Raw genomic sequence first — 22,359 nt, forward strand, 5'->3', positions numbered from 1 at the left:
CGACCTCAGCGGTTGGCGTCGGAGTGGGTCATGGCGGTGTAGAACAGCCAGGACACCAACAGGATGATCAGGAAATACACCAGGGAAAACGCTGCCGCCGGCCCCAGGTCGAATTGGCCGATAGCCATCTGGGTCAAGGTCTGACTGAGGAAGGTCGTGGCATTCCCCGGCCCGCCTCCCGTCAGGACAAACGGCTCGGTGTAGATCATGAAACTGTCCATGAAGCGCAGCATCACGGCGATCAGCAGCACGCTCTTCATCTTCGGCAACTGGATATGTCGGAATACCGCCCAGGCTGATGCCCGATCAATCCGCGCCGCCTGGTAGTACACATCCGGTATGGCCCGCAGCCCGGAGTAGCACAGCAGCGCCACCAGAGAGGTCCAGTGCCACACATCCATGACCAGCACCGTGACCCAGGCGTCCATGGTGTTGGCGGCATAGTTGTAGTTGATGCCCATGGCATTCAGGCTCGAACCCAGCAGGCCGATATCGGCACGGCCGAAGATCTGCCAGATGGTGCCGACCACGTTCCACGGGATCAGCAGCGGGATGGCCATCACAATCAGCACCAGGGACGACCAGCGGCCTTTGGTGGGCATGGTCAGGGCAATGGCAATGCCCAGCGGGATCTCGATCAACAGCACACACGCGGAATAGATGAACTGGCGCAGCAGCGAGTCATGCAGGCGCGGGTCCAGCAGCACTTGCTTGTACCAGTCGGCACCGACGAAATAGCGGCTGGACTGGTCGAAAATGTCCTGCACCGAGTAGTTGACCACGGTCATCATCGGAATCACCGCGCTAAACGCCACCAGCAGGAACACCGGCAATACCAGCCACCAGGCCTTGTTGTTCTGCACCTTGTTCATGGCCGCGCCTCCAGCAGGTAATCATCGGCATAGACCATCAACCATTGCGCCGGGAAGCTGATCGACGCCCGGCCCTCGGGTACCGGTTTGTCTTCGGCCAGGCGTACTTTCAACGGCGCGCCGTCGAGGTTGAGGGTCAGGATCTTGTAGGTGCCCAGGTCTTCGATATGCATGACGTCGGCCTGCAACGCATCAGGATTGGCCTCGTCCCACACATGGATAAACTCGGGACGAATGCCGACCTGAAGTTTTTTGTAGTCCTTTTCCGCGATCTGCCGCTGCTGCACCTCGGACAACGCCAGATGTGTCCCGGCAAACCGCACCCCACCAGCTTCGGCCCGCACTTCAATCAGATTCATCCCTGGGCTGCCGATGAAATAGCCGACAAAGGTATGGCTGGGACGCTCAAACAATTCCCGCGGCGTGCCGAACTGCACAATCTGCCCGCCGTACATCACCGCGATCTTGTCGGCAAAGGTCGAGGCCTCCAACTGATCGTGGGTGACGTAAACCATGGTGATATTGAACTGCTCATGGATCTGCTTGAGCTTGCGCCGCAGTTTCCACTTCAGGTGCGGGTCGATTACCGTCAGCGGCTCGTCGAACAGGATCGCCGAGACGTCATCGCGCACCAGCCCACGGCCCATCGAGACCTTTTGCTTTTCATCGGCACTCAGGTTGCGGGCCTTTTTGCCCAGCAGGTTCTGCAGGTCGAGCACTTCAGCAATTTCCTGCACCTTGCTGTGCACTTTCGCCTCGGCCATGCCCTGGTTGCGCAGGGGGAATGCCAGGTTATCGAACACGGTCATGGTGTCGTAGACCACCGGGAACTGGAAAACCTGGGCGATATTGCGCTTTTCCGGGGTCAGCTCATTTACCACCTTATTGTCGAACAGCACCTGGCCTTCCGAAGGGCTGAGCAGGCCGGAGATGATGTTGAGCAAGGTTGACTTGCCACAGCCAGACGGCCCGAGCAACGCGTAGGCACCGCCCTGCTCCCAGATGTGGTTCATTTCGCGAATGGCGTAGTCTTCAGGCCCGGCGGGTGTAGGGCTGTAGCTATGTGCCAGGTTCTGCAAATGGATCTCGGCCATCAGGCAACCCTCGCGACACGGCGCCCGGGAGCCTGGACCAAACGGCCCTGACCATCGAACACAAACAGTTTATGGGTCGGAATATAGATGCGGATCGGCGCATCCACGTCGTACTCGTGTACTCCCGGCAGGTGTAAAACCAGCAAAAAATGCTCGCTGCGCACGTGCAGGAAGGTTTCCGAGCCGCTGATCTCCGCCACTTCCACGGTTACTGCCAGTTCCAGATCATCGTCGTTGCTGGGCACCAGGCTGATATGGCTGGGGCGCACACCAAAGCGGAATTCGCCCTCGCCGATGGGGCGCAGGTCGACATTCAACGGAAAGTGCACGTCGCTGGCGAAACTCACTTCATTGCCGCTGATGCGCCCCGGCATCAGGTTGATTGGCGGTTCGGAAAACAGTTCGGCTGCCAGCACGGTCTGCGGTTGGTGATAGACCTCGGCGGCCTTGCCGCTCTGGATCACCCGGCCTTCGTGGAGAATGGTGGTGGTGCCGCCCAGCGCCAGTGCCTCGTTGGGCTCGGTGGTGGCATAGATGGCAATGGTGTTGCGGGCCTTGAACAGCTCGCGCATTTCCTGGCGCAGCTCTTCGCGCAGTTTGTAGTCCAGATTGACCAAGGGTTCGTCGAACAGAATCAGCTCGGCATCCTTGACCAGCGCCCGGGCCATCGCCGTGCGTTGCTGCTGGCCACCGGACAGCTCCAGAGGGTGACGTTGCAGGAACTTCTCGATGCGCAGCATCTTCGCGGTTTCCAGCACTTTGCTGTGGATCAGTTCGTTGGAGGCCCCGGCCTGGCGCAGCGGCGAGGCGATGTTCTCGAACACGGTCATGGTCGGGTAGTTGATGAACTGCTGGTACACCATCGACACATTGCGCAAGCGCACCGGCTTATGGGTGACGTCGACGCCGTTCATCAGGATGCGTCCGCTGTCAGGCTTGTCCAGGCCGGCCATCAGGCGCATCAGGCTGGTCTTGCCGGACAGCGTACGGCCCAGCAACACATTGAAAGAACCGGCTTCAAAGCGCAGGTTGGCGTCGTCGATCCAGGTCTGGCCTTCGACGACACGGGTCACATGTTCCAGGGTCAATGACATGACACGCCCTTTTTCTTATTGGAATTGTTCTTCCAGGGGCAGAGCGAGTTTCGTGCCAATAATAAAAAACGTCGATTTGCCAAAGACTTGAGCAAAACCACTGCTCAGTGCTGAACAGAAATGAACATTCACAACTGAACAATTGAACAACCTCCAGGTTGACAATGAACAGTTCTGAACAACACTGAGCAAGCCCGCTCGCACATTGGAATTGCATAGGGTTCATAACAACAATAAAAAGAAGGTCACCGCCATGGCCGCACCAGCCCCGCTTTTGCCCCACGACACCATCATCCAGGACTCCTGGCGCCGCTGCCGTGCGTTCGGCCTGGATCACCAGAGCGCCCCCAGCTTCGACCAGCTGCCCGCCGAGGGCATCAGCCAACTGCTGGAGAGCCAGCACGCGCTGGTCCAGACCACCCACCAGGAAGTGCTGCCTTATTACGAGAACATCCTCAGCAATTCCAACTGCCTGATCATGCTGGCCGACAATCAGGGCCAAGTCCTGACCTCGTGGGGCACCCAACGCTTTATCGACCCCAAACTGGCCCGTGGCTTCAACGCCGGAGCCAGTTGGATGGAGCGCGCCACCGGCACCAACGCCATCGGCACCGCGCTGGCCTGCGCCCAGGCGGTGCATATCGAACATGACGAACACTTCCTCAAGGCCAACCGTTTTATGACCGGCTCAGCCGCGCCGATCTTTGATGCCAACCGCGAGATCATTGCGGTACTGGATGTGTCCAGCGACAGCTACCTGCCGCCCTCCCACACCCTGGGCATGGTCAAGATGATGAGCCAGACCGTGGAAAACCGGCTGATCCTTAACCTGTTTGGCGGCGAACACTTCCAACTGACCTTCAACACCGGCCTGAACAACCTCGACAGCCAATGGGCCGGCCTGCTGATCTTCGATGAAAGTGGCCAGGTGCTGTCAGCCAATCGCCGCGCCGACAACTTGCTGGGCATCAGCCTGTCGCGGGTGATGATCGACAGCCTGTTCAAGGTCTCGCTGCTGGAGTTGCTCAACCAGCCCGAAGGCCTGCCCTTTGCCCTGCAGGCTGCGGGGCGCAACCGTTTCCAGTGCCTGCTCAAACGCCCCAAACAGGCGCCGGTGCAGGCCAGGGTCTTTAGTGAACCAGCCTCCGCGCCCATCGGCCTCAAGACCCTGCACTTTGGTGACAGCCGCGTGGAAAAGGCTGTGCGCCAGGCTGAACGCCTACTGGAAAAAGACATTCCGCTGCTGATCCACGGTGAAACCGGTGTCGGCAAGGAAGTTTTCGTCAAAGCCCTGCACCAGGCCAGTTCCCGCAGCCAGCAGGCGTTTATCGCGGTCAACTGTGCGGCAATTCCGGCGGAGCTGGTGGAATCGGAGCTGTTTGGCTATGAAAAAGGCGCGTTCACCGGCGCCAATCAAAAAGGCAGCATTGGCCTGATCCGCAAGGCGGACAAAGGCACGCTGTTTCTCGATGAAATCGGTGACATGCCCTTACCCACCCAGGCCCGGCTGCTGCGGGTATTGCAGGAGCGCTGCGTACAGCCGGTGGGCAGCAGCGAATTGTTCCCGGTGGACCTGCGGATTATCTCGGCGACCAACCGTTCGCTGCGCGAACAGGTGCAGATCGGACGGTTTCGGGAGGATTTGTACTACCGCATCGGCGGCCTGACCCTGGAACTGCCGCCCCTGCGCGAGCGCAGTGACAAGCAGGCGCTGTTCAAGCAACTGTGGCAACAGCACCGCGAGCCCACGCAGTGGGCCGGGCTCAGTGCTGAAGTGCTGGCGTTATTCGAGCAACACCCCTGGCCGGGCAACCTGCGCCAGGTCAGCAGCGTAATGCAGGTGGCGCTGGTCATGGCCGAAGATCAACCGATTCGCCCCGAGCACCTGCCGGATGATTTTTTTGTCGACCTGAGGCAAGCCGCACCCAGCGCGCCGGTGGTCATGGACGATCTGGACGATAGGCAAAACCTTCAGCAACGACTGGCAGCGGTCGGCGGCAATATCTCCCACTTGGCGAGGGAGTTGGGGGTCAGCCGCAATACCTTATACAAGCGATTACGCGCCGCTCCATAGCCGTAAACCCTGTGTCTTTCTTTAAGACTGATCGCTAGTTGATGTGGGCGTAAACGCCGATTCCAACTGAAAAACTCCCCCTGTCCGTAAGCCCATTCTGATTTAACAGACCACACCTCCAAGCGCCCTTTTCCTGCGGCATTCTCCGACGCCTTTCTTTTGCAGAGACGTCATGGATGCCAGCCCCTGCCCCTGATTCATCGCCCATCGACCTGATCGAATACGAGCTGGATGGCTTTCACCAGAGCCTGGCGCTGTATCGCCAGCAGGTAACAAGCTGGTACGCGCTGGCCCTGGACAAGGTCAGCCACGCCACGGATTTGCCGTCGCTGCTGGGCATGGAGCGGGTGCTGCGGATCGGTGATTCCCAGGTGTCGGTAAGCCTGACCGACACCGACTTTACTTCCAGTGTTGCCGTGTGCCCGGCAGGCGGCGAGCTGAAGATCGAAAGCAAATTCGAGTCGGTGTATGACGTGCCGCTGGGCAATCTCCAGGTGCAGGTGATTGGCCTGGAGGACGGCAGTTCCACGTTTATCCAACTGGATGAACAGGGCAAGGGCGCCCATCACTGCGCGGCCGGTGGGCGCTATCAGGTGCGCGTACAGGGCGGGGTTTCGGCGGCGCAGGTGGAGGCGCTGTTTGCGTCCTACGACAGTTTGGCCGCCGAGCTACAAGCCTGGCTGCGCAAGGAATGGAGGGGGTTCAAACCGCACTGGCAGGTGTCGGCGTCAAGTGCCATTGGCAGTGGGGTATTGGCCGGTACCTGGTCAGCCATTTCCGAGGTGTGGGACAGCCTGTCGCTGGTGCAGGACATCCTCAAGGACCCGGCCAAACACATCGAACGCCTTGGCGCCCAGGCCGCCGAGCTGACAGCCCTGGCGCGCGAAGCGCCGCAGGTGATGGAACAGGCGATGTTGCTGGCCAGCGACGAAGCGGCGCTGTACCTGATGTTGCGCACGGCGATGATCTGGTTGTCGGCGTTGCCGCCCAGCCAGGTGGCAGGGAAAACCGCCGAGGTGATTGCCGGGTTTGCCGTGTCGCTGCTCATTGATTTGCTGATTGCGCTGGTGCTGACCATTGCCCTGCAAGGTGCCGGGATCGCGTACCTGGGGCTGCGTCTGGCGAAGTATGGCAAGCAGGTGGTTGACGTTGCAGTGGGCTTCGTCAATGGCGTGTTCGACATCCTCAAGCGTTTTATGGGCGCGGTGGATCGCTACAAGGCGGTGGCTGTGCGCGGCGTGGTTGGCGGCTTGAAAAAGGGTGGCCTGCAGATGCACTGGGGCGCGCGGCGCAATACCACGCTCAAGCAGGCAGAGGCGTTGGACGACGCACCCTCCTCCGCGAAAAACCCCAACGGGGAAGCAACTGCTAGCGCTGATAAAACCGCGACCCACGGTTGCCCGGTGTCCATGGTCACCGGCGAAGAACTGCTGACCCTGACCGATGGCGAACTGGATGGCGTGCTGCCATTTGCCTGGACGCGCCTGTATCGCACCAGTGCCGTAGAGGTGGATTGCGGGCTGGGCTTTGGCTGGAGCCATTCCTTGGCGCAGCGGCTGGAGGTGGTCGGCGGGTCGGTGGTGTGGACGGACCATGAGAACCGCAGCACCACCTTTCCCCTGCCCTCCGTTGCCCGCCCGGCGATCAGCAATAGCCTGGCTGAAGCGGCGATTTATCTGGGGGCGACGCCGGATGAGCTGGTGCTGGCGCAGGGGGCACGCTTCTACCACTTTCACGACGGTGTGCTGACGGCGATCAGCGATGGGTATGACAACCGCCTGGGTATTTCCCGCGATGGCTTGGGGCGGATTCTGCGCCTGGATAACGGTGCCGGTCGCGCCTTGCTGTTGCGTTATGACCGCGGGCATATCGTGGCGCTGGACTACCAGGTGTTTCGCGTGGAAAGCGAATCGGATGACGCCTGGGTTACTGAGCAGAACGTTGTTTCCTACCGCTATGACGAACAGTGGCGACTGCTTGAGGCGATCAATGCCGTCGGCGAAAGCGAGCGCTATCAATATGACAGCCTTGCGGTAATTACTGAGCGGCAGTTGGCCGGTGGGGCGAGTTTCTTCTGGGAGTGGGAACGGTCTGGCAAGGCGGCGCGCTGTGTGCGGCATTGGGCCAGTTTTGCGCAGATGGATACGCGCTATAGCTGGGACGACGGCCGCGTCACCCTGCTTAACGCCGATGGCAGTCAGGAAGTTTACGTGCATGACCCGCGGGCACGCCTGGTGCAGCGGGTTGATCCGGATGGCGGCGAGCATTTCAGGTCCTACGACGCACAGGGGCGGCTGACGGTTGAACAGGATCCCCTGGGCGCGATCACGGCCTATCAGTACGACGAGGCTGGGCGCTTGGTGGCGCTGTTTCCTGGGGATGACGAGCCTACCTCCTACGAGTATGAGGATGGCTTCGTACGGGTCATGCGCCGGGGTGAGGCGGTCTGGAAGTACCAGCGTAATGATCAGGGCGCGATCACGCGCCAGACTGACCCTGACGGCAATGTCACCGAGTACAGCTATGACAAGCGTGGGCAGCTTTTAGCGGTTTGGTACCCGGACCACAGCTGTCAGCGCCTGACGTGGAACGATCTTGGCCAGTTGATTGGAGAACAACTGCCCAATGGCGGCGTACGGCGTTATCGCTATGACGACCTGGGCCGGCAGATTACCCGCGAGGATGAACATGGCGCCCTGACCCAGTATCACTGGGACGCGGTGGGTCGGCTGATCAAGGTGGTAATGCCGGGCGGTGCCACCCGCGAATTGAGCTACAACCCCTACGGAAAAATCACCGCCGAGCGCGATGAGCTGGGGCGTGTGACCCGGTATGAATATGCCGATGGCTTGCACCTGATCAGTCGCCGGATCAACCCCGATGGCTCTCAACTCAAGTACCGCTACGACAACACTCGCCTGCTGCTGACCGAGATCGAAAACGAGGCAGGTGAGCGCTATCAACTGGAGTACCACGCCAACGGCCTGATCCAGCAGGAAACCGGCTTCGACGGCCAACGCACCGCCTACGTCTACGACCTCAACGGCCACCTGCAGGAAAAAACCGAATTTGGCGACGATGACCGTCAGTTGGTTACCACCTACCAGCGCGATAACGCCGGCCGCCTCGTCCGAAAAAACCTGCCCGATGGCAGCACCGTGGATTACACCTACGACCGTCTCGGCAATCTGCTTAGCGTCGACGACGGCCACTGGCCGCTGCAGTACGAATACGACGCGCAAAGCCGCCTGACCGCCGAGCACCAAGGCTGGGGCACCCTGCGTTATGGCTACGACCACTGCGGCCAACTCGAAACCCTGCGCCTGCCAGACAACAACCGCCTGACCTTCAACCACGACAAGGGCGGCCACCTTGCCACTGTCGACCTGAATGGCCGGACACTCAGCTCGCACCTGTTCAAAGCAGGCCGCGAACACCAGCGCCAGCAGGGCCAACTGCTGAGCCACTACCACTACGACGACCAGGGCCGCCTGGCCCAACACGAACACCGCCACGGCCTTCGCCGCTACACCTACGACAACAGCGGCAACCTCACCCGCCTGCTCGACACCCGCAAGGGCCAGACGACTACCACTACGACCCCCTCGACCGCCTGACCCGCACCGACCATTCCCAGGATCCCACCGAACGCTTCGCCCACGACCCTGCGAACAACCTGCTGATGCAAGACCGCCCAGGCCCCGGCATCGTCGTCGGCAACCGCCTGTTACTGCAAGGCGACCGGCATTACGACTACGACGCCTTCGGAAACCTCATACGCGAACGCCGTGGCCGCGCGCAGCAGTTAGTCACCGAATACCGCTACGACTGCCAGCACCGCCTGATCGGCGTGACGCAACCGGACGGCAGCCAGGCCAGTTATCGCTATGACCCATTTGGGCGGCGCATCAGCAAAACCGTGGCGGGCAAAACCACTGAGTTTTTCTGGCAAGGCGACAAAGTCATCGCCGAGCACACGGCGGGGCAGCATCGCAGCTATCTCTACGAGCCTGATAGCTTCAGGCCGCTGGCCTTGCTGGAAGGGTTTGGTCCGGCCAATACCCAGGCGTTCCACTACCAACTGGACCACCTGGGTACGCCCCAGGAGCTAACGAACACGGACGGCAAAATCGTCTGGTCAGCCCATTACCAAGCCTACGGAAAAATCACCCGGCTGGACGTGAGCACCGTCGATAACCCGCTGCGTTTTCAGGGGCAGTATTTCGACCGGGAAAGCGGGCTGCACTACAACCGGCATCGCTACTACAATCCGGATAACGGACGCTACCTGACGCCCGACCCGGTGAAGTTGGCCGGTGGGCTGAACGGGTATTTGTATGTGCCCAACCCTACGGGGTGGGTGGATCCGTTGGGGTTGAATACGTGTCCGGGCGAAAGCGGGTGTAAACCAGCCGTTCGTATCGAAGACCCTACATCGCAAATAGAAGCCGACCACAACTCACCTGCTATACCGAATGCTTACACCCACTTCCCTTCTGATCCAAATGACTTTACCGAGGCTTTAGGCGTACAGCCAAAGATTTCAACAACAAAACACGGTACCCAACGAATGGAATGGAGGCCTAATACAGATACCCGCATTAGATTTGAAAGCCACCCGGGAGATCCTGGCCCTTTTAGTCCAAGACATCACGGCAACCACTATCACATTGAGCTTAAGCCGAATGACTTAAGCTGGAAGCAATCTGAAAAACAAAATACGCTACTGAAGGTCACCCCTGAAAATTATCAGCCCGGGCACGGAACTGGGTTTCTACCGGGCGAAAAACATCCAGGATCTTAAGATGAAGAAATTTCCCGTTTCAGACGGAACAATAGAAAAACTAATATGCGATAGAAGCACGCTATCAATAGAGTTTTCAGACTGGCAGGAGCAGCTATGGCTAATAACCTTCCACAAACTAATCGCCTTCCAAGGGATAGGTGCGATCGGATCTGAAATATCCGAAATGTACGAAACCACTGACACGCCTCTCTCAGCAGAGGCAACACGAGTAGATCCAAACGAGACAGGGACAAGTTATTGCTTCACATCCAGTGACGGATGCGATGTGATATTTACAGTAATTGCAGGTAGCTATACCGCTAAAAAACTTGACTGCACACACAACACATACACTACCAAACGTAAAAAACGGAACGATTCTATTTGATCGCAAGCCGATGCAATAATAGCTCCCTTTTACTCCCCCAAAAAACAAAACAATGAACATTGACAACCCAGCAATTAAAGCGCACTACAAAAAAATAAGATGATTGTAAAAATACTAAATATATTTTCTCATCGCGAAAAATCTTATGTTAATTATGAGACATCTGCCGGACGTGGTGTAGCAACGTGGATAGGCCCGATACCGAAAATCGGAGAGTATATTGATGTCGAATTCGACCTGAATGATATTTTTTGTTGGAAACAATAATATTACCCGACCACCCCAGCATGAGGAAAAAATAGAGATCATAGACAGCATTACCTACATAACCGCAGAACTGATCTTAGGGAATGATGATAATTGCGCAGCCCTACGCATTGGATCTTAAACAATCCTTATAGACCTGAAAGAAAAGCCCGACCATACTCCAAAGTATGTAAACTTAAAAACAACAAACATTTCACTTTACCCAACAGACGTCTAGACGAGAGCCACTCACTTGAAAGTCAATAATTTAATGTACCCAGTATCGACAGCCTTGTCCAGAACCTGCATATCAGCGATAAAAGTGACGGAAATAGTTAATCCCTAGCCAATAAAAAATAAGTCCGTCATTAATGCGCCCCCTTAACTTGTGCGCCCGAATTAAGCCAACCACTAAGGCGTGATGCTCGGTAAACGCTTATAGTCGTTATCTGTGCACTTTGTTAAATAGATCCGCCCCCTTTTCGCATTATATAATATGGGCACCATCGGGCGTCTGCAGCAAGGCGAACACATACACTTGTCACCATAAGACTGATTGACAATATAGAAAACCACCACACCTCATTTAGCAGCATCAATGACGTAGTGAACTCTTCAAAAATCGCTGGACCAGATAGGCTAGAAAGGTCAAGAAAATGAAAACTCAGACGCTAGAAGACCTAATCAGCGAATACTTAGAGGAAGTTGAAAAGGCAACCAACTTACTTGAATTATCTTTTGGTACAAAAAATATCTTAGGACTGTGGCGTTCAAAAAAAATCCCGCTGCGCGGAAAGCTCAGCGATGACGCAACGTACGAACTACATGGAGTCGGCTGTAGGGTTTACATATCCGAGAAGTGTATTGACTTCGATTACGGCCCCGACGGTCGAATTGATGGCTTCGAATCATGGAGACTTTACATTTACGCATGCGAAGTTCCAAAAAAATACAAAAAATACACTAACAAGACGACGCTCGAGCGAGAGTTCAGCGAGTACGTAGAAAAAGGAAAAGCAAAGAAAATTCAGGGCTCAACTTCCAACTTATTTTTCCAGAAACCTTGATAAAAACCGGAACAAAAGGAACGAACCTATTTAATCGCTAGTAAATTTAGTAATAGGCCCACCATTGCCCACTATGAATCAACACCAAAACGCGTTGAGCGGCGGCAAACGGCCATTGCTCCCGCAGGGCGCTAAATAGATCCGTTCCTTTAACCAACTACCGGAAGGGTTATATATCAATCCCCTCTCAGATATTTCCGACAGCGTTTTAGGGTTGCCACTGGGAAGCCCCCCCCATAATCTTCGGCAGTCGCTGCAAATTCAGCGACCGGGTTTCGCAGCCCGATAAAAGTGACGGACATATTTAATTCCTAGCCAATAAAAAACAAGCCCGTCATTAATGCCCCCCTTAAGTAGTGTGTCTGAATGAAGCCAACCACTAAGGCCTGGTGCTCGGCAAACAATTATAGTCGTTATCTTTACACTTTGTTAAATAGATCCGCCCCCTTTTCGCAAGGCATTTCGCCGGATAGGGGTCTCCAAGGACGATTACAGCGTGACCAAGTGGGGAAAGGACAAATACGGAAAAACCTTCCCAACCGAGTGGCGTGTACAGAAAGGGCCAAACAGAGGAACGGAAGTCAACATTGATGACCCAACGCTTGTTTCTAGCAAAAAAGGTCCTCAATCACCTCATATTGGTTACCAAACTGCCGGAAAAAGGGCAGGTGGTGGTGCAGTAAGGGGCCATATACTTTTAGAGTTACTTCCAGTTAGCCGCTCAAGAATCGGAGAACCATGATGAATTATCTAGAAGAAGAATTAGACGAAACTATAAACACGTTGAAAATCTCCTCAAAGAAGCTCAATTCTGAAGAGATCGCAACATTAATATCCACCTTAACCAAAAAATACTTTAAAACAGAAAAAAATGTACTAGATCCAGTCGATTTCAACGAGAAATGCACCGAGCACAACCCTGACTTTTGGAAGGAAATACCAGACCGCATAAAAAAAACGACCTCATACTTTTGGTTTTTGACACGGGTCACAGAGCATGGAAACTCGAAAACGCACAAGACCTTGCGCTGTTAATAAGCGAAACAACTGGTTATCCGTTCTGGGTCACCGATCATGATCTATCGTTTTTGGTTCATCTGGATGACCATGATTGCGTGCTCTGGGCTTAAAAACCAAAGTGACATACAGTACGGGACGAATCTATTTGATGGCGAGTCGATGCAGTAGTAGATCCGCCATTGATCGCCTATGCGCCCTGAGTTTGTGTGCTTGGATAAACCATCCACTACGGCGTGATGAGCGAAATGGCTCTCACGCAAACGTCTGGTCGGGAAAGAAAAAAGGGACTCACTATCTGTTCCAAGGTTCTGCAGAACCAGTTCTCAAAATAAACAGAAGGTTTGCGAAAAAATGAGCTATCTAAAACTGAAGAAGCAAAGCTAATTGATGAAATACAAGAAAATTCACGTTCGCAGGAAGCAAGATAGATTGGAGCACTGTAAAAGCTTCCGTCAATCTAAACATTCTAGACAGACTCGAAGCTTTGGCTCAAATCTCAGAAACCCTTAGCCATTTAAACATTAATAATGTGAGTGATAAAAGTGACGGACATATTTAATCCCTAGCCAATAAAAAACAAGCCCGTCATTAATGCCCCACTTAATTAGTGTGTCTGAATGAAGCCAACCACTAAGGCGTGGTGCTCGGCAAACGCTTATAGTCGTTATCTGTACACTTCGTTAAGTAGATCCGCCCCCTTTTCGCAGAAGGGATCCGCAAAATCCGATTTTAAATTAAGCCATGAACGGTGCCGAAATGAAGTTTCATAAAGATGGAACACCATTCACGCTATCCCCCAGAAAAGGAATACAAAAGTGCTATTTCACCCTTTTTCCAGCCATATACCTTTCGATGCGAGCTTGAATTATTTTGTAGGTGTTTTTGACATTTACGACCAAGAAGAGACCAAAGGGGTTGAACTCTCAAAGTACAACCCAAAAGACAGAAAAAAACTTATACTCAAATACTGTCTTGACCCAGACGAGCAGCTTTCATACAGGCACAGATACACTCTTATGAAAGCCTTGAAACACTCTCTAGACAGCAAAAATTTTAATTTCAACGCTTTCTTTGAGGACAACCATGATGAATATACAAGCATGGCCTGGAATGAAGATGAAATAGAGGATCCTCGAGAGTTTTTTGAGGAAGTTTATAGATTAGCCAGTGATAAATGGAAAGACGATCTGGACAAAGCCAGCCAGGAGGACCCATCCACCTGGTAACCCTGGACAAAAAGGAGGATTTATCTAATCGCATTTAAGAACTTCGCCCCCTACCCCTCAGATATTTCCGACAGCGTTTTAGGGTTACCACTCGGAAGCCCCCCATAATCTTCGGCAGTCGCTGCAAATTCAGCGACCGGGTTTCGCAGCGATGGATAGTAGCTCCAACCTCTAGGAGCTTTACCATGATCAAACACAGCCCAAGCCCGCCATCAGACTCAACCTCGCTTCACGCAGCGGCTCACCGCTGAACCCTCCTACTGAAACAAAGCGGTCTGCTGAAGGCCATGGCATCTTCATCGTGCGCAAAGGAACAGATCCAAAGACGTTGTTGATCAACGCTTCGGAGGACCTTGCGTCGGCTCAACCACCACGTCGCTCCCATTCGCCGCCAACGTGCAGGCGCTAAAGTGATACCGTCTTGATTCCACTTGATAAAAAAGGAGTTTTACCACCCATGAGGATCAAATGTTCCGTCTTTATCGCAGCAAGCATTGACGGTTTTATTGCCCGACCAGATGGGGATATTGAGTGGCTGCACCGACCGGAATATGAAAGTTCGGGCTTGAATGGCATCACTTATGAAAGCTTCATCGCAACAGTCGACGGGTTGGTCATGGGGCGCAAGACCCTGGAAAAAGTACTGTCCTTTCCAGAGTGGCCCTATGAGGGCACGCCGGTCATAGCGCTTTCCCACAACACCTTAGAGATTCCTGCGCACCTACAGGGCAAGGTGGAGGTGTTGGCAGCCGATGTGAGCACGCTCGTCGACCAACTGGCCGAGCGCGGCATGAAACATCTTTATATCGACGGCGGCCAGACCATCCAGGCATTTCTTGAAGCAGGCCTGCTCAGTGAGTTGATCATCACCCGCATTCCGATTCTGCTGGGCCAGGGAGTTCCCTTGTTCAGTCACGTCGGTCGTGAATGTGAGCTTCGCCACATCGCTACCTGTACCTCGGACAATGGCTTTGTACAGAGCCGGTATGCCATCGAGCAGCGTTGACTCGCAACACCACCACAAACAAAAACGCCCCGAACCAGTCGGGGCGTTTTTATTCATGCAGGCATCAGCCGTCAGTCAGCCAAGCGCCAGGTCGTCCCGCCCTTGCCGTCTTCCAATACCACGCCCATGGCGGTGAGTTGGTCGCGGATGCGGTCGGATTCTGCCCAGTCCTTGTTGGCACGGGCATTCAGGCGGGCCTGGATCAAGGCGTCGACTTCGGCGGCGTCCACACGCCCTTCGGCGCCGGCTTGCAGGAAGTCGTCCGCTTCCATTTGCAACACGCCCAGCACGCTGGCCAGTTCCTTGAGGCGTGCCGCCAGGCCGGCCGCTGCGGCGAGATCGCTCTCGCGCAGGCGGTTGATCTCGCGGACCATCTCGAACAGTACGGCGCAGGCTTCGGGGGTGCCGAAGTCGTCGTTCATCACGGTAGTGAAGCGTTCAACAAACGCCTCGCCACCGGCCGGCGCCACAACCGGCAGGCCTTTCAACGCGTGGTAGAACCGCTCCAGGGCGCCCTTGGCGTCCTTGAGGTTGTCTTCCGAGTAGTTGATGGCACTGCGGTAATGGCTCGATACCAGCAGATAACGCACAACCTCTGGGTGGTACTTTTCCAGCACGTCGCGGATGGTGAAGAAGTTGTTCAAGGACTTGGACATCTTCTCGCCATTGATGCGAATCATGCCGCAATGCATCCACGCGTTGGCGTAGGTCTTGCCGGTGGCCGCTTCGCTTTGGGCGATTTCGTTTTCGTGGTGCGGGAACTCAAGATCGCTGCCGCCGCCATGAATGTCGAACGTCTCGCCCAGGCAGCAGGTGGACATCACCGAGCATTCGATGTGCCAGCCCGGACGCCCGGCGCCCCAGGGTGATTCCCAGCTCGGCTCGCCGGGCTTGGTGCCTTTCCACAGCACGAAGTCCAGCGGGTCTTGCTTGGCTTCGTCGACTTCGATGCGGGCGCCGATGCGCAGGTCTTCGATTTTCTTGCGCGACAGCTTGCCGTAGCCCATGAACTTGGCGACGCGGTAGTACACGTCGCCATTGCCCGGGGCGTAGGCGTAGCCCTTGTCGATCAAGGTCTGGATCATCGCGTGCATGCCCGGGATATGGTCCGTGGCGCGCGGCTCCATGTCTGGTTTGAGGATATTGAGGCGCGCCTCGTCCTCGTGCATGGCGGCGATCATGCGCTCGGTCAGCGCGTCGAACGACTCGCCGTTTTCATTGGCGCGATTGATGATCTTGTCGTCGATGTCGGTGATGTTGCGCACGTACGTCAAGTCGTAGCCGCTGAAACGCAACCAGCGGGTCACCAGGTCGAAAGCAACCATGCTGCGGCCGTGGCCGATGTGGCAGTAGTCGTACACGGTCATGCCGCACACGTACATGCGCACCTTGTTGCCGTCCAGCGGCTTGAAGACTTCTTTGGTCTTGCTGAGCGTGTTGTAGATCGTTAGCACGATGTTTCCCTTAAGACTTGATCACTGGCCCCACGAATCACGCAAGGTCACGGTACGGTTGAATACCGGCTGACCAGGTTTCGAGTCCTTGATATCCGCGCAGAAGTAGCCTTCGCGCTCGAACTGGAAACGGTCCTCCGGCTGTGCGTCGCCCAAAGACGGTTCGGCACGACAACCCGTAAGTACTTGCAGGGAGTCAGGGTTGATGTTGTCCAGGAAGCTGGCGCTGTCTTCGGCCTTCTCGGGATTAGGCGAGCGGAACAGGCGATCGTACAGGCGCACTTCGCACTCGACGCTGGCCGCGGCCGGCACCCAGTGCACCACGCCTTTGACCTTGCGGCCTTCAGGGTTCTTGCCCAGGGTTTCAGGATCGTAGGAGCAACGCAGTTCGACGATGTTGCCATCGGCGTCCTTGATGGCTTCGTCGGCACGGATCACGTAGCTGCCACGCAGGCGCACTTCGCCGTTCGGCTCCAGGCGCTTGTAGCCCTTGGGCGGCTCTTCCATGAAGTCATCGCGGTCGATGTAGATTTCACGGGCGAACGGCAGCTTGCGCACGCCCAGTTCTTCTTTTTGCGGGTGACGCGGCAGTTCGAGGTGCTCGACCTGGTCTTGCGGGTAGTTGGTGATCACGACTTTCAACGGACGCAGCACGCACATGGCGCGCGGGGCGTTCGCGTCGAGGTCCTGACGGATGCTGAACTCGAGCATGCCGTAGTCAACCACGCCGTCGGAGCGGTTGGTGCCGACCATGTCGCAGAAATTGCGGATCGACGCCGGGGTGTAGCCACGACGGCGGAAGCCCGACAGGGTCGACATGCGTGGGTCGTCCCAGCCATGTACGTGCTTCTCATCGACCAACTGCTTGAGCTTGCGCTTGCTGGTGATGGTGTAGTTCAGGTTCAGGCGGCTGAATTCGTACTGACGCGGGTGCGCCGGCACCGGCAGGCTGTCGAGGAACCATTCGTACAGCGGGCGATGGCTTTCGAACTCCAGGGTGCAGATGGAGTGGGTAATGCCTTCGATGGCGTCCGACTGACCGTGGGTGAAGTCATAGTTGGGGTAGATGCACCACTTGTCACCGGTCTGGTGGTGATGGGCGTGGCGGATGCGGTACATGATCGGGTCGCGCAGGTTCATGTTCGGCGAGGCCATGTCGATCTTGGCCCGCAATACACGGGCGCCGTCCGGGAACTCGCCGTCGCGCATGCGGGTGAACCAGTCCAGGTTCTCTTCTACCGAACGGTCGCGGAACGGGCTGTTCTTGCCCGGCTCGGTCAAGGTGCCACGGTATTCCTTGGCCTGCTCAGGCGTCAGGTCGTCGACGTAGGCCTTGCCAGCCTTGATCAGCTCCACGGCCCAGTCGAACAACTGGTCGAAATACTTGGAGGCGTAGCGCACTTCACCGGACCATTCGAAGCCCAGCCACTTGATGTCGCTTTCGATGGCGTCGATGTATTCCTGGTCTTCCTTGGCCGGGTTGGTGTCGTCGAAACGCAGGTGCGTGACGCCACCGAACTCCTGGGCCAGGCCGAAGTTCACACAGATCGACTTGGCGTGGCCGATGTGCAGGTAACCGTTGGGCTCAGGTGGGAAACGGGTGACGATCTGCGTGTGCTTGCCCGAATCCAGGTCCGCCTGGATGATCGGGCGCAGGAAATTGACCGGGACGGCAGGTCCGGCCTTGGAATTCGAGGTAGGGTCGACAGTGGGCTTGCTCATAGGATCCTTGAACAGACAGGTACGTGGCCGGGTCGGGCCAGACAAACAAAGGGCTTATCATAGCCGATGCCGTCAAGCACCTGACAGGGCATGGCCAAAAACTGCTGCATTTATTGCATGGGCGGTAAAAAACCACCTCGAAATTCCTGACAGGCACGCTAAACTGCGCGCCTTGGCCGCAGTTTAGCCAACCCGGTAAGGTGCCCAGGCGTCCGAACCCACGAATTCCCTGAAAAGAGTAATGAACATGACTCAAGTCAAACTGACCACCAACCACGGTGACATCGTCATCGAGCTGAACGCCGAGAAAGCGCCGATCACCGTCGCCAACTTCATCGAGTACGTTAACGCCGGCCACTACGAAAACACTGTTTTCCACCGTGTCATCGGCAACTTCATGGTCCAGGGCGGCGGTTTCGAGCCTGGCATGAAAGAAAAGAAAGACAAGCGTCCAAGCATCCAGAACGAAGCGGACAACGGTCTTTCCAACGACAAGTACACCGTCGCCATGGCCCGTACCATGGAGCCGCATTCGGCCTCCGCGCAGTTTTTCATCAACGTGGCTGACAACGGTTTCCTCAACCACAGCGCCAAGACCGTACAGGGTTGGGGCTACGCGGTATTCGGTAAAGTCACCGAAGGCACCGACGTCGTGGACAAGATCAAGGGTGTTTCCACCACCACGAAAAGCGGTCACCAGGACGTACCAGCAGAAGACGTGATCATCGAGAAAGCCGAGATCGTTGCGTGATACTGCTGATTTCAGACTTGCATCTGGAAGAGGAGCGCCCGGACATTACCCGGGCGTTTCTGGATTTACTCCACGGCCGCGCCCGTGGCGCGCAAGCGTTGTACATCCTGGGGGACTTTTTCGAAGCCTGGATTGGTGACGATGGCATGACCCCGTTCCAGCGTTCGATTTGCGCGGCTCTACGTGAGCTGAGCGACAGTGGCACCCAAGTATTCCTGATGCACGGCAACCGGGATTTCCTGATCGGCAAGGCGTTCTGCAAAGCCGCAGGCGCAACGTTGCTCAAGGACCCTACCGTCGTGCAGCTGTATGGCGAGCCCGTGCTGTTGATGCACGGCGACAGCCTGTGTACCCGCGACCTCGGCTATATGAAGCTGCGGCGCATCCTGCGTAATCCCATCGTGCTGTTTATCCTGCGCCACCTGCCCTTGCGCACCCGCCATAAACTGGCGCACAAGCTGCGCAGTGAAAGCCGTGCCCAGGTACGCATGAAGGCCAACGATATTGTCGATGTAACGCCCGAGGAAGTGCCACGGGTGATGCAAGCCTTCGGCGTGCGCACCCTGGTCCACGGCCACACCCACCGCCCGGCCATTCACAAGTTGCAGATTGGCGAGCAGGCGGCCAAGCGCATTGTGCTGGGAGATTGGGACAAGCAGGGTTGGGCGTTGCAGGTGGATGAGCAAGGGTTTCAACTGGCGGCGTTTGACTTCGTCAATCCGCAGTTGGCGTTGCCTGGCGCCTGACTTGCAAACAACACGAAGCAAATGTGGGAGCGGGCTTGCTCCCACATTTTTAACCGCGAACACGTCAAGATCAGTGCCCTGATGCCGCCGGCCCCGCCTTCGCAGTAAACGGCGGCTTGGCCAGCCACACCAGCAGGATCAAGCCCATGAACATCCACCCCAGCAGCGTGAAGTAATCCACGGTGGACATCATGTACGCCTGGCTGGTGAGGATCTGGTCCAGTTGCGCGTAGGCCTTGTGCCCCGCACCGCCCAGGGTGTTCAGCGCATCGCAGGTAGCCGAGTCGTACACGCTCATACTCTCGCTCATATAGGCATGGTGCTGGTCCGCGCGGCGAATCCAGATCCAGGTGGTGAGCGATGCCGCAAAGCTGCCGCCCAGGGTCCGCAGGAAGGTCGCCAGGCCTGCGCCGTCGGCGATCTGGTGCGGCGGCAGATCGGACATCAGGATGCTCAAGGTCGGCATAAAGAACAGCGCCACGCCGATGCCCATGAACAGCTGCACCAGGGCGATATGCTGGAAGTCCACTTCATTGGTGAAGCCGGCGCGCATAAAGCAGCTCAGGCCGATCGCCAGGAACGCCAGGCCGGCCAGCAGCCGCAAGTCGAACTTGTGCGCGTACTTGCCGACAAAGGGCGACATCAGCACCGGCAGGATGCCGATCGGCGCCACCGCCAGCCCGGCCCAGGTCGCGGTGTAGCCCATCTGCGTCTGCAGCCATTGCGGCAGGATCAGGTTGATACCAAAGAACCCGGCGTAGCCCAGCACCAAGACGATGGTGCCGATGCGGAAGTTGCGATGGGCAAACAGGCGCAGGTTGACCACTGGGTGCTTGTCGGTCATTTCCCAGATCACAAACACCGCCAGGGCGATCACCGAAATGGCCGCGCCGATGATGATGAAATTGGATTCGAACCAGTCCAGGTCATTGCCCTTGTCGAGGATGATCTGCAAGGCACCGACCCCGACGATCAAGCTCAGCAGCCCGACATAGTCCATCGGCTGATGACTGGTGACCACCGGGCGTTTCTTGAGCTGCGCACGCACCACCATCACCGCAAATATCCCGATGGGCACGTTGATAAAGAAGATCCACGGCCAGCTGTAGCTGTCGGTAATCCAGCCGCCAAGAATAGGCCCGGCAATGGGCGCGACCACCGTGACCATCGCCAGCAACGCCAAGGCCATGCCGCGCCTGGCGGGGGGATAGACCGCAATCAGCAAGGTTTGGGTCATTGGATACAACGGGCCCGCCACCAAGCCTTGCAGCACGCGAAAGCCAATCAACTCGGGCATCGAGGTGGAGACACCACACAGGAACGAGGCCAGCACAAACAGGACGGTCGCCCACAAAAACAGCTTCACCTCACCAAAGCGCCGGCTCAACCAGCCGGTCAATGGCAAGGCAATGGCATTGCTTACGGCAAATGAGGTGATGACCCAGGTGCCCTGCTCCGAACTCACGCCCAGGTTGCCGGAAATGGTCGGCAACGCCACGTTGGCGATGGTGGTGTCGAGCACCTGCATAAAGGTCGCCAGGGACAGGCCAATGGTGGCCATCAGCAAGCTGGGTGGCGTGAACGAGGCGTTATTGCTCATCAGCGTTGTGCTGCCTTGGGCGCGGCCACGCTGTTGTCATGGATCAACTGGGTGATCATCGCGTCGGCCTCGGCCAACTGGCGGTCATACACGGTGGTGGTGAACGAGGCTTTTTGCGGCGGTTGTTGCGCCAGTACCGGTCCACTCTGGTCGTGCAGGTTGACTTCCACCTGGGTCGACAAGCCCACCCGCAACGGGTGCTGGGCCAACTCCTGGGCATTGATATGGATGCGCACCGGTACCCGCTGCACGATCTTGATCCAGTTGCCGGTGGCGTTCTGGGCCGGCAGCAAGGCAAAGGCGCTGCCGGTACCGGCGCCGAGGCTGTCGACGGTGCCGCTGTACTTCACGTCGCTGCCGTAGAGATCGGCCTCGATATCCACCGGCTGGCCAATGCGCATCTGGCGCAGTTGGGTTTCCTTGAAGTTGGCGTCGATCCACAGTTGGTCCAGGGGAATCACCGCCATCAACGCGGTACCCGGCTCGACCCGCTGGCCCAGTTGCACGGTGCGCTTGGCGACGTAGCCGGTGACCGGTGCGATCAGGGTACTGCGCGCATTGGTCAGGTAGGCCTGGCGCAGTTGCGCGGCAGCGGCCTGCACATCCGGGTGGGACGAAATCACCGTGTCATCCACCAACGCAGTGGAGGTATTGAGTTGCTGTTGCAGGTTGGCCAGTGAGTTGCTCGCCGCACTCAGGGCGTCGCGGGCGTGGGACAGTTCTTCCAGGGAAATCGCGCCGCCCTGGGCGAGGATTCTGCGGCGGTTGAAGTTGTCCTGAGCGGTTTGCACCTGGGCTTTTTGCGCCTGTACCTGGGCTTTCATGCCATCCACATTGCTGTACAAGCCACGCACCTGGCGTACCGTGCGCGCCAGGTTGGCCTGGGCACTTTGCAGGCCGACGGCGGCGTCGTTGGGGTCGAAGTTGATCAGCACCTGGCCTTCGTGGACCAGGTCGCCATCGTCGGCGCCAATGCTGACCACGGTACCGGTGACCAGCGGGGTGATTTCCACCACGTTGCCATTCACGTACGCATCGTCGGTACTTTCGCTCCAACGGCCATACAGCTCGTACCAGCCCCACACGCCCAGGACGCAAAGGACGACGATCAGCGCCAGGCCCAGCAACATGATTTTGCGTTTGCGCGGGTTGCCGTCGTTGGGTTGGGAGTGTGCGGTGTTGTTTGCTTGGGCAGTAGCCATGACAAGTACCT

The 22,359-nt window shown here is 56.9% G+C and carries 15 protein-coding genes and 1 pseudogene; 9 read left to right on the forward strand and 7 right to left on the reverse strand.

The features are described from left to right. Window positions 1-5: 5 nt before the first annotated feature. Genes PSH80_RS15530 through PSH80_RS15540 form a run of 3 tightly spaced genes read right to left on the reverse strand, consistent with a single transcriptional unit; the run spans window position 6 to window position 3,060 of the window. The gene (locus PSH80_RS15530; RefSeq protein ID WP_057441394.1) at window positions 6-872 is read right to left on the reverse strand and encodes a carbohydrate ABC transporter permease; all 867 of its coding nucleotides are present in this window, start codon (window positions 870-872) and stop codon (window positions 6-8) included. Continuing rightward, window positions 869-1,966: an ABC transporter ATP-binding protein gene (locus tag PSH80_RS15535; RefSeq protein ID WP_057960018.1), complete on the reverse strand. Its 1,098-nt coding sequence runs from the start codon at window positions 1,964-1,966 to the stop codon at window positions 869-871. The genes PSH80_RS15530 and PSH80_RS15535 overlap by 4 nt, the downstream gene beginning before the upstream one ends. After that, window positions 1,966-3,060 carry an ABC transporter ATP-binding protein gene (locus PSH80_RS15540; protein ID WP_057445261.1) on the reverse strand — a complete coding sequence of 365 codons (1,095 nt, stop codon included), beginning with the start codon at window positions 3,058-3,060 and terminating at the stop codon, window positions 1,966-1,968. Before PSH80_RS15540 ends, PSH80_RS15535 begins: the two co-directional genes overlap by 1 nt. Window positions 3,061-3,313: 253 nt before the next feature. Between PSH80_RS15540 and PSH80_RS15545 the strand changes: the two genes are divergently transcribed. The 7 genes and pseudogenes from PSH80_RS15545 to PSH80_RS15570 all read left to right on the forward strand — a co-directional run bounded on the left by PSH80_RS15545 (window position 3,314) and on the right by PSH80_RS15570 (window position 14,873). Continuing rightward, a complete protein-coding gene (locus PSH80_RS15545) occupies window positions 3,314-5,134 on the forward strand; it encodes a sigma-54-dependent Fis family transcriptional regulator (protein ID WP_169990598.1) in 1,821 nt (606 codons plus the stop codon). 176 nt (window positions 5,135-5,310) lie between these two features. Further along, window positions 5,311-9,938, forward strand: a pseudogene (locus PSH80_RS15550) (RHS repeat-associated core domain-containing protein). A gap of 1 nt (window position 9,939) precedes the next feature. Then, the gene (locus PSH80_RS15555) at window positions 9,940-10,308 is read left to right on the forward strand and encodes a hypothetical protein (RefSeq protein ID WP_305417398.1); all 369 of its coding nucleotides are present in this window, start codon (window positions 9,940-9,942) and stop codon (window positions 10,306-10,308) included. 902 nt (window positions 10,309-11,210) lie between these two features. Beyond that, window positions 11,211-11,621, forward strand: a complete 411-nt coding sequence (locus PSH80_RS15560; protein WP_057960027.1) for a hypothetical protein — start codon at window positions 11,211-11,213, stop codon at window positions 11,619-11,621. 496 nt (window positions 11,622-12,117) lie between these two features. Beyond that, complete coding sequence (locus PSH80_RS27390; protein WP_253207633.1) at window positions 12,118-12,363, forward strand: polymorphic toxin type 47 domain-containing protein; 246 nt, start codon at window positions 12,118-12,120, stop codon at window positions 12,361-12,363. A 1,093-nt stretch (window positions 12,364-13,456) separates the two neighbouring features. Continuing rightward, entirely contained in the window at window positions 13,457-13,867 is a 411-nt protein-coding gene (locus PSH80_RS15565) for a hypothetical protein (RefSeq protein WP_169990341.1), read from the forward strand. Between the two features lie 457 nt (window positions 13,868-14,324). Further along, complete coding sequence (locus tag PSH80_RS15570; protein WP_198818080.1) at window positions 14,325-14,873, forward strand: dihydrofolate reductase family protein; 549 nt, start codon at window positions 14,325-14,327, stop codon at window positions 14,871-14,873. Window positions 14,874-14,944: 71 nt separating this feature from the next. Here PSH80_RS15570 and cysS read toward each other — a convergent pair whose 3' ends face one another. Together cysS and PSH80_RS15580 are read right to left on the reverse strand one after the other, a co-directional pair. After that, a complete protein-coding gene (gene cysS / locus PSH80_RS15575; protein WP_057441584.1) occupies window positions 14,945-16,327 on the reverse strand; it encodes a cysteine--tRNA ligase in 1,383 nt (460 codons plus the stop codon). Between the two features lie 21 nt (window positions 16,328-16,348). Beyond that, the gene (locus PSH80_RS15580) at window positions 16,349-18,049 is read right to left on the reverse strand and encodes a glutamine--tRNA ligase/YqeY domain fusion protein (RefSeq protein ID WP_057960030.1); all 1,701 of its coding nucleotides are present in this window, start codon (window positions 18,047-18,049) and stop codon (window positions 16,349-16,351) included. 247 nt (window positions 18,050-18,296) lie between these two features. Between PSH80_RS15580 and PSH80_RS15585 the strand changes: the two genes are divergently transcribed. Both PSH80_RS15585 and lpxH read left to right on the forward strand, forming a co-directional pair. Continuing rightward, window positions 18,297-18,800 (forward strand): peptidylprolyl isomerase, encoded by a 504-nt coding sequence (locus PSH80_RS15585; RefSeq protein ID WP_057441582.1) that lies wholly within the window; start codon window positions 18,297-18,299, stop codon window positions 18,798-18,800. Next, window positions 18,797-19,546, forward strand: a complete 750-nt coding sequence (gene lpxH / locus PSH80_RS15590) for a UDP-2,3-diacylglucosamine diphosphatase (protein WP_057960031.1) — start codon at window positions 18,797-18,799, stop codon at window positions 19,544-19,546. Before PSH80_RS15585 ends, lpxH begins: the two co-directional genes overlap by 4 nt. Before the next feature lie 70 nt (window positions 19,547-19,616). Here the strand turns inward: lpxH and PSH80_RS15595 are convergent, their stop codons facing one another. Continuing rightward, window positions 19,617-21,146: a DHA2 family efflux MFS transporter permease subunit gene (locus PSH80_RS15595; RefSeq protein WP_305417405.1), complete on the reverse strand. Its 1,530-nt coding sequence runs from the start codon at window positions 21,144-21,146 to the stop codon at window positions 19,617-19,619. Further along, on the reverse strand, window positions 21,146-22,348 hold the full coding sequence (locus PSH80_RS15600) for an HlyD family efflux transporter periplasmic adaptor subunit (protein WP_057960033.1): 1,203 nt from the start codon (window positions 22,346-22,348) through the stop codon (window positions 21,146-21,148). The genes PSH80_RS15595 and PSH80_RS15600 overlap by 1 nt, the downstream gene beginning before the upstream one ends. Between the last annotated feature and the right edge of the window lie 11 nt (window positions 22,349-22,359).

The sequence above is a fragment of the Pseudomonas sp. FP818 genome (assembly GCF_030687335.1).
GTDB lineage: Bacteria > Pseudomonadota > Gammaproteobacteria > Pseudomonadales > Pseudomonadaceae > Aquipseudomonas > Aquipseudomonas shahriarae.